Source organism: Mesorhizobium sp. RCAM 05104 (genome assembly GCF_059683645.1).
In genome coordinates this window covers 6,753,924-6,766,632 of the sequence record NZ_CM185033.1, presented here as the reverse complement: position 1 = coordinate 6,766,632, position 12,709 = coordinate 6,753,924, and the positions used below count along the sequence as shown (strand labels likewise).

Annotated in this window: 9 protein-coding genes; 6 read left to right on the top strand and 3 right to left on the bottom strand. The window is 63.3% G+C overall.

Going from position 1 to position 12,709, the window contains the following annotated elements; all coding sequences use genetic code 11:
- Positions 1-69: 69 nt before the first annotated feature.
- The 3 genes from glmS to AC56QP_RS33030 all read right to left on the bottom strand — a co-directional run bounded on the left by glmS (position 70) and on the right by AC56QP_RS33030 (position 4,345).
- Positions 70-1,893 (bottom strand): glutamine--fructose-6-phosphate transaminase (isomerizing), encoded by a 1,824-nt coding sequence (gene glmS / locus AC56QP_RS33040; RefSeq protein ID WP_489861728.1) that lies wholly within the window; start codon positions 1,891-1,893, stop codon positions 70-72.
- Positions 1,894-2,069: 176 nt separating this feature from the next.
- Positions 2,070-3,428: a bifunctional UDP-N-acetylglucosamine diphosphorylase/glucosamine-1-phosphate N-acetyltransferase GlmU gene (glmU, locus tag AC56QP_RS33035; protein ID WP_489861729.1), complete on the bottom strand. Its 1,359-nt coding sequence runs from the start codon at positions 3,426-3,428 to the stop codon at positions 2,070-2,072.
- 170 nt (positions 3,429-3,598) lie between these two features.
- Positions 3,599-4,345 carry a cytochrome c biogenesis CcdA family protein gene (locus AC56QP_RS33030; protein WP_091575136.1) on the bottom strand — a complete coding sequence of 249 codons (747 nt, stop codon included), beginning with the start codon at positions 4,343-4,345 and terminating at the stop codon, positions 3,599-3,601.
- Between the two features lie 178 nt (positions 4,346-4,523).
- On the opposite strand from AC56QP_RS33030, the gene AC56QP_RS33025 reads away from it, so the two are divergent.
- The 6 genes from AC56QP_RS33025 to AC56QP_RS33000 all read left to right on the top strand — a co-directional run bounded on the left by AC56QP_RS33025 (position 4,524) and on the right by AC56QP_RS33000 (position 12,662).
- Positions 4,524-4,901 carry a COG4315 family predicted lipoprotein gene (locus tag AC56QP_RS33025; RefSeq protein WP_489861730.1) on the top strand — a complete coding sequence of 126 codons (378 nt, stop codon included), beginning with the start codon at positions 4,524-4,526 and terminating at the stop codon, positions 4,899-4,901.
- 368 nt (positions 4,902-5,269) lie between these two features.
- On the top strand, positions 5,270-7,894 hold the full coding sequence (gene topA, locus AC56QP_RS33020) for a type I DNA topoisomerase (RefSeq protein ID WP_497100913.1): 2,625 nt from the start codon (positions 5,270-5,272) through the stop codon (positions 7,892-7,894).
- Positions 7,895-7,900: 6 nt separating this feature from the next.
- Positions 7,901-10,207, top strand: coding sequence for a ribonuclease R (rnr, locus tag AC56QP_RS33015; protein ID WP_489861731.1), 2,307 nt, complete (start codon positions 7,901-7,903; stop codon positions 10,205-10,207).
- Entirely contained in the window at positions 10,207-10,641 is a 435-nt protein-coding gene (locus AC56QP_RS33010) for a DUF983 domain-containing protein (protein WP_489861732.1), read from the top strand. Before rnr ends, AC56QP_RS33010 begins: the two co-directional genes overlap by 1 nt.
- Positions 10,642-10,727: 86 nt before the next feature.
- Entirely contained in the window at positions 10,728-11,468 is a 741-nt protein-coding gene (locus tag AC56QP_RS33005; protein WP_489861733.1) for an NUDIX hydrolase, read from the top strand.
- 15 nt (positions 11,469-11,483) lie between these two features.
- The gene (locus AC56QP_RS33000) at positions 11,484-12,662 is read left to right on the top strand and encodes an MFS transporter (RefSeq protein WP_489861734.1); all 1,179 of its coding nucleotides are present in this window, start codon (positions 11,484-11,486) and stop codon (positions 12,660-12,662) included.
- Positions 12,663-12,709 lie beyond the last annotated feature (47 nt).

Here is a 12,709-nt window from a genome sequence, read left to right as displayed (position 1 = left end):
GGCGCGCTATTGCGACGCAACATTAGTGAACCGGAAGGCGCTTTGGAACTGCGAAGTTTTTAAAGGCGCCTATTCCACCGTCACCGATTTCGCCAGATTGCGCGGCTGGTCGACGTCGGTGCCCATGAAGACGGCGGTGAAATAGGCGAGCATCTGGATCGGCAGCGCGTAGATGATCGGCGAGATGATTTCGGGCACGTCCGGCAGCACGATCGTTTCCATCGTCTTCACGCTCGCAAGCGCTGCGCCCTTGCTGTCGGTGATCAGGATGATCTTGCCGCCACGCGCCGCCACTTCCTGCATGTTCGACACGGTCTTTTCGAAAATTCGGTCATGCGGCGCGATGACGATCACCGGCATGTTCTCGTCGATCAGCGCGATCGGGCCATGCTTCAACTCGCCCGCGGCATAGCCCTCGGCATGGATATAGGAGATTTCCTTGAGCTTCAGCGCCCCTTCCATGGCCAGCGGGAAATTGGTGTCGCGGCCAAGATAAAGCACATCGCTGTAGCGCGACAATTCCCGTGCGATCCGTTCGATCTGCTCTTCAAGTTTGAGCACCTGGTTGGCATAGCGCGGCGCTTCCGAAAGCTCGCGCACCAGGGTTTTCTCCTGCTCTTTCGAGATCGTCCCGCGCGCCACGCCGGCACGCACCGCAAGCGAGGCCAGCACCGAGAGCTGGCAGGTGAAGGCCTTGGTCGAAGCAACACCGATCTCCGGGCCGGCCAAAGTCGGCAGCACGACGTCGGATTCACGCGCCATGGTCGATTCGCGCACGTTGACGACCGCGCCGATCTTCATCCCCGCCTTGCGGCAATAGCGCAGCGAGGCCAGTGTGTCGGCGGTCTCGCCCGACTGCGAGATGAAGAAGGCGGCATCGTCCGCCGACAGCGGCATTTCGCGATAGCGGAATTCCGAGGCGACATCGATATCGACCGGCAGCCGCGCATAGCGCTCGAACCAGTATTTGCCAATCAGGCCGGCGAGATACGCGGTGCCGCAGGCTGAAATCGCCAGCCGGTTGATCTTGGCAAAGTCGAACGGCAGGCCGAGCGGCTTGCAGACGCCACCGACGAAATCCAGATAGTTCGCCAGCGTGTGCGAAATCACCTCGGGCTGTTCATGGATTTCCTTTTCCATGAAATGGCGCCGATTGCCCTTGTCGACCATGAAGCTGGTCGAAAGCGACTGCTGGCGTTTGCGGTCGACCTTTTTGCCGTCGATGTCGAAAATGATGACGCTGTCGCGATGCACCACGGCCCAGTCGCCATCTTCCAGATAGGTGATTGAATTGGTGAACGGGGCGAGTGCGATGGCATCGGAGCCCAAGAACATCTCGCCATCGCCATGGCCGACCGCCAGTGGCGGGCCATTGCGCGCGCCGACGATAAGATCCTCGTCCCCCTTGAACATGATGGCCAGCGCAAAGGCGCCTTGCAGCCGCTTCAGCGCCTGGTGCGCCGCCTCGACCGGCTTCAGCCCCTTGGCCAGCTCGCGCGCCACCAGATGGGCGACGACTTCGGTGTCGGTCTGCGAGGAAAAACTGTAGCCGTCGCGGATCAGCTCGTCGCGCAGCTCGGCGAAATTCTCGATGATGCCGTTATGGACGATGGCGACGCCGTCGGAAAAATGCGGATGCGCATTGGTCTCGTTCGGCACGCCATGCGTCGCCCAGCGCGTATGGCCGATGCCGATCGTGCCGTTGAGTGGCTCGTCTTTCAACCTGCGTTCGAGATTGATCAGCTTGCCCTCGGCGCGGCGGCGGGCAAGCTGGCCATGGTCGATGGTGGCGACACCGGCCGAGTCATAACCGCGATATTCGAGCCGCTTCAGCGCATCGACGATGCGCGGCGCAACCTGCGAATGGCCGACGATTCCAACGATACCGCACATGCAGACAGCCCCGATTCCTTGCAGAAACTCAGCGCTATTTAGGGATCGCTGGCCTGCCGCGAAAGTCACATTGCATTTCGTCCCGTATCAGCGGAACGGTCAACCTTGTCGATGCACCATGACAGACCGCTCTTGCAATCCGGTTACTGTAATCGCTCCGTTTTTCCGGGCCGGTTTTACTTCTTCCTGGCGGCCGCGGCCGAAGCAAACCGCTCGCGCAATTCCCTGCCCTTGCCCGGGATCGTCTTCTGGCGGGCGCGGCCGAAGGCCAGCGCATCATCGGGTACATCTTCGGTGATGACGCTGCCCGAGGCGATGTAGCCGCCCTTGCCGATCGTTATCGGGGCCACGAGCGCGGAATTCGAGCCTACGAAAGCCCCCTCGCCGATGTCTGTGAAGAATTTCGAATAGCCATCGTAGTTGCAGGTGATGGTGCCGGCGCCGATATTGGCGCCAGCGCCGACGCGGGCGTCGCCGATATAGGTCAGGTGGTTGACCTTGGCACCCTCCTCGATGGTCGCCTGCTTGACCTCACAGAAATTGCCGACCTTGGCCTTTTGCTTGAGATCGGCACCCGGCCGCAGCCGCGCGAACGGTCCGACATCGCAGTTGGAGGCAATGGTGGCGCCTTCGATATGGCTGAAGGCATGGATCCTGGCGCTCGTGGCGATTTTCACGCCTGGGCCGAACCAGACATTGGGCTCGACGATCGTGTCGGCGCCGATCTCCGTATCGTGCGAGAAAAACACGGTCTCGGGCGCTATCAGCGTCACGCCCGACAGCATTGCCTCTTGCCGCCGGCGATGCTGCCAGATGCCTTCGGCTTGCGCCAGTTCGGCGCGGTTGTTGATGCCGAGCGCATTCTCGAAACTGGCTTCGGTGGCGACGACATCAAGACCTTGCCCGCTGGCGATCCCGACGATGTCGGTGAGGTAATATTCCCCCTTGGCATTCTTGTCGCCGACCGCATCAAGCAGCTTCAGCGCCCGGCCACCGGCCACCGCCATCAGCCCGCCATTGCAGAAGGTGATCTTCTTCTCTTCGTCGCTGCAGTCCTTCTCCTCGCGGATGGCGACCAGCTTGCCGCCCTTTTCGATCAGCCGGCCATAGCCGGTTGGATTGGGCGTGCGAAAGCCGATGACCACCACGGCCGCGCCTTCGGCCAGTTTCAGCCGCGCCACGGTGAGCGCGCCCGGGTCGATCAGCGGAGTGTCGCCGAACATCACCAGAACATCGTCGTAACCCCTTGATATCGCTTCGCGAGCGGCAAGCACGGCGTGCGCGGTGCCGAGGCGCTTTTCCTGTACGAAGGTCTCGGCCTCAGGCGCGAATTTTGCCGCGGCCTTGCGCATTTCTTCCGCCCCGTGGCCGATCACCAGCACCTGGTCGCCGGCACCGGCGGTTTCGGCGGCCTTCACGACATGGGCGACCATCGGCAGACCGGCGATCTGGTGCAGGACCTTCGGCAACGCGCTTTTCATGCGCGTGCCTTCGCCGGCGGCAAGGATGACGGACAGGCAGGTTCTCTGGCTCATGGAAGGACAACCATATGAAAAGGGTCGGGAATCAAGACAGGATAGCAGTGGCGCCATGCTGCACCAATGCGGTTAAATTCCGGTGAGATCGCGGAAACGGAAGAGCCGCTGACTCTCAATCAGCGGGTCTGTCGTTCAATACCCGGCGCAAGCATGCCGTAGCCAAGGCGCTACCCCAGCCGCCCCAGCACCGGGAAATTCTCCAGCAGCCAGTAGGACACCGTCTGCACGCCGCCGGTGAGGAAAAACACGCCGGCGACGACCAGCAGTGCGCCGATCGCCTTTTCGACGCGGCCCAGATGGACGCGGAATTTGCCGAGGAAGCGCATGAAGGCGCCGGAAAACAGCGCCGCGATCAGGAACGGGATGCCGAGGCCAAGCGAATAGGCGGCGAGCAGCAGCGCGCCCTCACCCACGGTTTCACGGCCGCCGGCCAGCGTCAGGATTGGCCCCAGAACCGGCCCGATGCACGGCGTCCAGCCGAAGGCGAAGGCCAGTCCCATGACATAGGCGGCAAGGGCATTTGCCGGCTTGCCTTGCGACTGGAAGCGCGCCTCGCGCGACAGCAGCGGAATGCGCAGGATACCGAGGAAATTCAGGCCCATCAGGATGATGAGCACACCCGCCGCCATCGCCAGCGGCTCCTGCCAGACCCGCAGCCAATGGCCGATGGTCGAAGCGCCGGCGCCGAGCGCCACGAACACGGTCGAGAAGCCGAGCACGAAGGCGACCGATGAATAGAGCAGCGCGCCGCGCGTGCCTTCCCGAGCCGTCACGCCCGCATCGCCGCGAAAATCGTCGACCGAGACGCCAGCCATATAGCAGAGATAGGGCGGCACCAGCGGCAGCACGCACGGTGACAGGAACGAGATGGCCCCCGCCCCGACCGCGCTGACATAGCCGATGTCCAATGCCATTCCAAAACTCCGACTGTCCCGGCGCCGATATAGGCTCGACGCTGCTTCTCCACCAATCACCATTTTGTGGCAAGTCGTCGGCGCACGCTGAGGCCAGGGAAGAAAAGACCCGCGGCTGGCGTTGATGCAGTGAGGTCGCGATTTCCCGCGCCTCTTTGGAACATCCAGGGAGATCCCCATGAAAACGATAACAGTCGGGTTAGCCGCGCTTTTGCTGAGCACCGCCGCATCCTTCGCCGCCGACGCGTGGAAGGAAGCCGAGGTCGGTGGCACCAAGATCTACACCGACGCCAACGGCATGACGCTCTATACCTATGACAAGGACGAGAAGGGCAAGTCCAACTGCTACGACAAATGTGCCACCAACTGGCCGCCGCTGAAGGCCGAGGCTGGCGCCAAGGGAGATGACGAGTGGAGCGTCGTCGACCGCACCGACGGCACCAAGATGTGGGCCTATGACGGCAAGCCGGTCTACACCTTCATCAAGGACAAGAAGGCCGGCGACATGAGCGGCGACGGCGTCGCCGACGTCTGGCACGTCGTCAAGGCCAACTAGACCCCTCAATGCGAATTCCCGCCCGCTGGCGGGACATGCTGGTCGCCAGGCATCCCAAGCAGCCGGCGGCCAGCTCTCGTTTGTGGGCCGTGTCGCCCTGCCCCGGCGCGGCATTCCGGCGGTTTTTCCCCGACTCGCCGGAAAATGAACCGGGTCGTTTCGGTGACTGGGGACCACCATCTCCACTGGCCAGAATTCTGTGATTTCAATCATACACTCAAAGAGTGTATTGCTACGGGCATCCCCGCAATTTGGGACGCTTCCCCTTGACCGGATGCAAAAGCGCGGCCATGTGAGCGACAAATAGAACGAGATTTCGTCGCGAGCAGCGGAATTCTTCTGCCGCATCACAGCTGATATGAGACCTCATGGACGTCGTCGTCGTCGAATCGCCGGCCAAGGCGAAGACAATCAACAAATACCTCGGCAAGAACTACAAGGTTCTGGCCTCGTTCGGCCATGTCCGCGATTTGCCGGCCAAGGATGGCTCGGTGCGTCCGGACGAGGATTTTGCCATGTCCTGGGCGGTCGACACCGCCTCGGGCAAGCGGCTTGCCGACATCGCCAAGGCGGTCAAGGATGCCGACGGCCTGATCCTCGCCACCGACCCGGATCGTGAAGGCGAAGCGATTTCCTGGCACGTGCTGGAAGTGCTGAAGCAGAAGCGCGCGCTCAAGGACAAGCCGGTGAGCCGCGTCGTTTTCAACGCCATCACCAAGTCGTCGGTGCTGGAAGCGATGGCCAATCCGCGCCAGATCGATGCGCCGCTGGTCGATGCCTATCTCGCTCGCCGGGCGCTTGACTATCTCGTCGGCTTTACGCTCTCACCTGTGCTGTGGCGCAAATTGCCGGGCGCCCGCTCGGCCGGCCGTGTCCAGTCGGTTGCATTGCGTCTGGTCTGCGATCGCGAATCCGAAATCGAGCGCTTTGTCCGCGAGGAATACTGGCAGATATCAGCCCTCCTCGGCACGCCGCGCAACGAGAATTTCGAAGCGCGGCTGACCGCCTTCGATCGCAAGAAGCTGCAGAAGCTCGACATTTCCAACAAGGCGCAGGCCGACGACATCAAGTCGATGCTCGAAGGCGCGACCTTCAAGGCGGTGTCGGTCGAAGCCAAGCCCACCAAGCGCAATCCCGGTCCGCCCTTCACCACTTCGACATTGCAGCAGGCCGCCTCGTCGGGCCTCGGTTTTTCGGCCAGCCGCACCATGCAGGTGGCGCAGCGCCTTTATGAAGGCATGGAGATCGGCGGCGAAACCACCGGCCTGATCACCTATATGCGAACCGACGGCGTGCAGATGGCCCCCGAGGCGATCTCGGCCGCCCGTGACGCCATCGCCAAGGAGTTCGGCCCAAAATATCTGCCGGAAAAGCCACGCCAATATACCGCCAAGGCCAAGAATGCCCAGGAGGCGCACGAAGCGATCCGCCCGACGGATTTCATGCGCACCCCGGCATCGGTTAGGCAATATCTCGATTCCGACCAGATGCGGCTCTACGAGTTGATCTGGAAGCGCGCCATCGCCAGCCAGATGCAGTCGGCCGAGATCGAGCGCACCACCGCCGAGATCGAGGCGGTCAATGGAACCCGCACGGCGGAACTCCGCGCCATCGGCTCCGTCGTTCGCTTCGACGGCTTCATTGCCGCCTATACCGACCAGAAGGATGACGATTCGGAAGACGAGGAGAACCGTCGGTTGCCGGAGATCCGCGCCGGCGAGCAGCTAGCGCGGCAGGCGATCAATGCCACCCAGCACACCACCGAGCCGCCGCCGCGTTATTCGGAAGCCTCGCTGATCAAGAAGCTGGAAGAGCTCGGCATCGGCCGACCGTCCACTTATACGGCGATCCTGAAGACGCTTGAGGACCGCGACTACGTCACCATCGACAAGCGCCGGCTGGTGCCTCAGGCCAAGGGCCGTTTGCTGTCGGCCTTTCTCGAAAGCTTCTTCAAGCGCTATGTCGAATACGACTTCACCGCGTCCCTCGAGGAAAAGCTCGACGAGATCTCGGACGGCAAGCTCGCTTGGAAGGACGTGCTGCGCGACTTCTGGAAGGATTTTTCCGGCGCCGTCGCCGACATCAAGGAACTGCGCGTCACCGACGTTCTCGACGCGCTGAACGAGGAACTGGCGCCGCTGGTGTTCCCCACGCGGGAAGACGGCTCGAACCCCCGCATCTGCCCGAAATGCGGCACCGGCAATCTGTCGCTGAAGCTCGGCAAGTTTGGCGCTTTTGTCGGCTGCTCGAACTATCCCGAATGCTCCTTCACCCGTCAGCTCGGCGATGCCGCCAATCCCAATGGCGAGAATGGCGGCGGCGAGGACGGCACCAAGGTCATTGGCAAGGATCCGTACACATCAGAGGAAATCACGCTGCGCAGCGGCCGCTTCGGCCCCTATCTGCAGCGCGGCGACGGCAAGGAAGCCAAGCGCTCGAGCCTGCCCAAGGGCTGGACACCCGATTCGATCGATCATGAAAAGGCGCTTGCCCTGCTGTCGCTGCCGCGCGATGTCGGCCAGCATCCGGAAACGGCCAAGATGATCTCGGCCGGGCTCGGCCGCTACGGTCCGTTCGTGCTGCATGACGGCACCTATGCCAATCTCGACAGCATCGAGGATGTGTTCTCGATCGGCCTCAATCGCGCCGTGTCGGTGATCGCCGAGAAGCAGTTGAAGGGCAAGGGCGGCCGCAATGGCGGCACACCGGCGGCTCTGAAGGAGCTTGGCGACCATCCCGATGGTGGCGGCAAGATCGTCGTGCGCGACGGCAAATACGGACCTTACGTTAATTTCGGCAAGGTCAATGCCACACTGCCGAAAGGCAAGGATCCGCAATCGGTGACCATCGAGGACGCGCTGGCGCTGATTGCCGAGAAGGAAGCCAAGGGTGGTGGCGGCAAGAAGCCGTTCCGCAAGGCCGCGGCGGCGGCCAAGGCGCCTGCAACCAAGAAAGCGGCGGCCAAGAAGCCGGCCGCGAAGAAAAAAGGATAGGTCAGCGTGGCGCGCAGGATCACCGGTAGAAGCCACGGCGATCCGCGCACCGCCGACACGAGGGCCGGGGTCAAGGACGACTATCGGCCTTCGCGTGACGAAATCCTGCGCTACATCGCCGAAAATCCCGACCGCGCCGGAAAACGCGACATCGCCAAGGCGTTCGCGTTGCGCGGCGATGACCGCATCTGGCTGAAGGACATTTTGCGCGACCTTCAGGACGAAGGCGTCCTGACCAAGGAGCGCAAGCGACTGGCCCGCGTCGGTGCCCTGCCCCCTGTAGCGGTGCTCGACATTTTTGGCCGCGATGGCGACGGCATTTTGCTGGCGCATCCGGCGGAGGCCGTGGGCACGGGCGAGCCGCCGGTGGTCTCGATCCGCGTGTCGCGTAGCGGCAATAGTCCGGCGCCCGGCATTGGCGACCGCGTCCTGGCCAAGACCTTCCCGACCGATGAGCCGACCGGCCCCGCCTATACCGGGCGGGTGATGAAGATCTTCGAGAAGCGCACCGATGCCGTTCTCGGCGTCTTTCGCGTGCTTCAGGACGGCACCCTGCGCATCGAGCCGGTGGAGCGGCGCCAGCCGGAATTGATCGTCGACAAGGAATTCCAGAACGGCGCCAAGAACGGCGACCTGGTCGAGGTCGAGCCCGCACGGGCCTCCCGCTATGGGCTGCCGAGAGCCAAGGTGCTCAACGTGCTGGGTTCGCTGACCAGCGAAAAGGCGGTTTCGATGATCGCCATCCACGCCCACGACATCCCGCACATCTTCCCGGCCGACGTCATCGCCGAATCCGAAGCGGTAAAGCCGGCAACGATGGACCACCGCGAGGACTGGCGCGAGCTGCCGTTGGTCACCATCGATCCGGCCGACGCCAAGGACCATGACGATGCCGTCTTCGCCACACCGGATGTCGATGAGAAGAACCCTGGCGGCGTGCTCATCACGGTCGCCATCGCCGATGTCGCCGCCTATGTCCGCTATGGCACGGCACTCGACCGCGAAGCGCTGAAGCGCGGCAATTCAGTCTATTTCCCGGATCGCGTCGTGCCGATGCTGCCCGAGCGCATTTCCAACGATCTCTGTTCGCTGCGCGAAGGTCAGGACCGGCCGGCGCTGGCGGTGTGCATGACCTTCTCCGCCGATGGCCACAAAATCAGGCACTCCTTCCACCGCGTCATGATGAAGTCGGCGGCAAAGCTCGCCTATCCGCAGGCGCAGGCAGCGATCGACGGCATGCCGGACGACAAGACCGGACCGATCCTGGACACGGTGCTGAAGCCGCTGTGGGACGCCTATGCGATCCTCAAGCGCGGGCGCGACGGCCGCCAGCCGCTCGAGCTCGACCTGCCGGAGCGCAAGATCATGCTCAAGCCGGACGGCACCGTCGATCGCGTCATCGTGCCGGAACGGCTCGATGCCCACAAACTGATCGAAGAATTCATGATCCAGGCCAATGTCGCCGCCGCCGAGACGCTGGAGGCGAGGAAACAGGAGCTGGTCTACCGCGTCCATGACGCACCTTCGCTGGCCAAGCAGGAATCGCTGCGCGAATTCCTGCAGACGCTGGGCCTGTCACTGGCGCGCGGCGCCCAGATGCGGCCAAGCCAGTTCAACGGCATCCTGGAGCGCGTGCGCGGGGCCGACAATGAAGGACTGGTCAACGAAGTGGTGCTGCGCTCGCAGAGCCAGGCCGAATACTCGCCGAAGAACATTGGCCATTTCGGCCTCAATCTAAGGCGTTACGCACATTTCACGTCGCCGATCCGCCGCTACGCCGACCTCATTGTGCATCGCGGACTTATTGCCGCACTCGGGCTCGGTCCGGGCGGGCTGACGCAGGACGAAGCGGCACGGCTCGAAGATGTCGCTGTGCTGATCTCTGGCACGGAACGCCGCGCAATGGCGGCCGAGCGGGATACGGTCGACCGGCTGATTGCCGCCTATCTCGCCGAGCGCGTGGACGACCGGTTCGACGCCCGCATCTCCGGCGTCACCAAATCGGGACTATTTGTCCAATTGCCGCAGTATGGCGCGGATGGTTTCATCCCGGTGTCAACTTTGAACGGCGATTACTATATATATGACGAAACGGCCCGCTCCCTGTTCGGAGAACGCTCGGGCAAAGGCTACCAGCTCGCGGATCGCGTCGAGGTGCGACTGATCGAGGTGGCGCCGATGGCCGGCGCGATGCGCTTCGAGATGTTGACCGATCCGAAGCCTTTGCCCGGCTCCAAGCGGTCGTTTCACAAGGCCAAAGGCCGCGCCCGCGCGTCGCAATCGCGACCGGGTTCGCGCGGCAGGAGACGATAATGGAACAACAGGTTTTTGGCGGCGAACATCACTCGGGCCGGGTTGCCCGTCCGCTGTGGACTGCAATGAAGCGCGGCCTGCTCGGCCGTTGCCCGCGTTGCGGCGAAGGCAAGCTGTTTCGCGCCTTCACCAAAACCGTCGACACGTGCAGTGTCTGCGGCGAGGAACTTCATCACCATCGCGCCGATGATCTGCCCGCCTATCTCGTCATCGTCATCGTCGGTCATATCGTCCTCGGCGCCTTCATGGGCGTGGAGGCGACATCGACCTTGTCCACATGGCAGCACATCGCTATCTGGGTGCCGTTGACCATCCTCTTGTCGGTCGCGCTTTTGCAACCCGTGAAAGGTGCCGTCATCGGACTGCAATGGGCCTTCTATATGCACGGCTTTGGCGGCGAGCAGGATATGATCGAGCCCCGTCCCGGGGTTTAGACCGAGCTCGATTACGCGCGCTGGCGCAACATACCGACCGTGAAAGGCCACTTTCGCTTGCCAGAAGTTTCCGCTAGGTCCTGCGCATGGACGGTATGACCAAGGCGGAAGTCGACAGGATCGAGCGGAGCATGATCGCTCACAGCGACCGGCCAATTCGCCCGCGCGATGCGGCAACCCTGATCCTTCTCGACCGCAGGGGCGATGAAGTGCTGGTCCTGATGGGCCGTCGCCACGCCGGCCATGCCTTCATGCCAGGCAAGTTCGTCTTTCCCGGCGGCCGTACCGACCCAGCCGACAGCCGCATCCCGATCGCCACCGCATTGCACCCCGAGCAGGAAGCAAAGCTCCTCGCCGGTCCCGGCCGCACGAGCACGGCGCGGGCCCGCGCCATCGCCTTGTCGGCGATCCGCGAGACCTATGAAGAAGCCGGGCTGCTGATCGGCCGGAAGGGCGCCTTCGCCACGGCCAGGGCCGATTGGCAAGGCTTTGCCGAACACGGCGTGCGGCCCTCACTGGACATGCTGCGCTTCGTCGCGCGCGCCATCACGCCGCCCAACCGGGTGCGCCGCTTCGACACGCGGTTCTTCAGCGCCTGGCGCGACGATGTCGCGGTCGAACTGCCTGGTGGCGGTCCGACCAACGAACTCGAAGAGCTGGTCTGGCTGCCGCTTGCCAAGGCCAGGGAAGCTGACATCCCCGACATCACCCGGATGATCCTGGACGAGCTGGAAAAGCGGCTCGCCCATGATCCGCTGCTGCGTCCGGGCGGCCCGGTGCCTTTTTACCGGCTTGTCCGCAACCGCTTCACCCGCGAACTTCTGTAGAGTGTCCAGCATCCCATGACGGTCGATACCCAACCACAGGGCGACGAGCGCGTACACTGGCTGCCGATGGTGGCGGCGATTTCGTCGATCAGCGTCGTCGGCATCGCCATCGGCCTCGGCATGCCATTGCTCAGCGTGATCCTGGAAACGCGCGGCCATTCGGCCTCGATGATCGGCCTCAACACGGCCGTCGCTGGCCTCGCATCGATCGCCGGCGCGCCGCTAGCCACACCGCTCGCCATGCGGTTCGGGGTCGCCTGGACCATGATTGCCATGATTGCCGCCGGCGCACTGGCGTTTGTGGGCTTCCATTTCGCGCCGGATTTCTGGATGTGGTTCCCACTGCGCATCGTGCTGCATATCGCGCTGACGGTATTGTTCATCCTATCGGAATTCTGGATCAGCACCTCGGCGCCGCCACACCGACGTGGCCTTGTCCTCGGCATCTACGCCACTGTCTTGTCGCTCGGCTTTGCCGCCGGACCGTGGCTGTTCGCCCATCTCGGCAGTTCCGGCTTCAGGCCTTTCGGCGTCATCATCGGATTGGTGGCGTTGGCCGCGATACCCGTGCTGGCGGCGCGCAACGAGAGCCCTACGATCGTCTCCGACGGTGAGACCAGCAACTTCCTCCGCTACATCTGGCTGGTGCCGACGGCGACGGCCGCGGTGCTGGTGTTCGGTGCGGTCGAAACCGGCGGCTTTGCGCTGTTCCCGGTCTACGGCAACCGCATCGGCTATTCCGAAGCCGACGCGGCCCTTCTCTTGACCATGATCGGTCTCGGCAACGTGCTGTTGCAGATCCCCATCGGCATGATCAGCGACCGCGTCAGCGACCGCCGCTATCTGCTGCTGGCCTGCGCCACTGTCGGCCTTGCCGGCACGATCTTCATGCCCTTCTTCGCTCAGAACTGGCACCTGATGGCCGCGCTTCTGTTCGTCTGGGGCGGCGTCGTTGCTGCCATGTACACGATCGGCCTTGCCCATCTCGGCTCGCAGCTTTCCGGCCACGAACTGGCATCCGCCAACGCCGCCTTCGTGCTTTGCTATGGCGTCGGCATGGTGCTCGGCCCGCAGGCGATCGGCATCGGCATGGATGCGTTCGGTCCGTCCGGCTTCGGCTGGTCGCTCGGCCTGTTCTTCGCCGCCTATGTAGCCCTGGTCTGCGTCAGGCTGATCCGCAAGATTGTCCTGTAGCGCGACCGAGCCGTCGCATTCCACAGGTGCGCGATGGCAGGCTGCTG

What these genes read in the sequence shown, in the direction of transcription:
- AC56QP_RS33030 (WP_091575136.1), bottom strand. Translation starts at nt 4,345, where the DNA reads ATGGCATTGGACATCGGCTATGTCAGCGCGGTCGGGGCGGGGGCCATC.
- topA (WP_497100913.1), top strand. Translation starts at nt 5,270, where the DNA reads ATGGACGTCGTCGTCGTCGAATCGCCGGCCAAGGCGAAGACAATCAAC.
- glmU (WP_489861729.1), bottom strand. Translation starts at nt 3,428, where the DNA reads ATGAGCCAGAGAACCTGCCTGTCCGTCATCCTTGCCGCCGGCGAAGGC.
- AC56QP_RS33005 (WP_489861733.1), top strand. Translation starts at nt 10,728, where the DNA reads ATGGACGGTATGACCAAGGCGGAAGTCGACAGGATCGAGCGGAGCATG.
- AC56QP_RS33000 (WP_489861734.1), top strand. Translation starts at nt 11,484, where the DNA reads ATGACGGTCGATACCCAACCACAGGGCGACGAGCGCGTACACTGGCTG.
- glmS (WP_489861728.1), bottom strand. Translation starts at nt 1,893, where the DNA reads ATGTGCGGTATCGTTGGAATCGTCGGCCATTCGCAGGTTGCGCCGCGC.
- AC56QP_RS33025 (WP_489861730.1), top strand. Translation starts at nt 4,524, where the DNA reads ATGAAAACGATAACAGTCGGGTTAGCCGCGCTTTTGCTGAGCACCGCC.
- AC56QP_RS33010 (WP_489861732.1), top strand. Translation starts at nt 10,207, where the DNA reads ATGGAACAACAGGTTTTTGGCGGCGAACATCACTCGGGCCGGGTTGCC.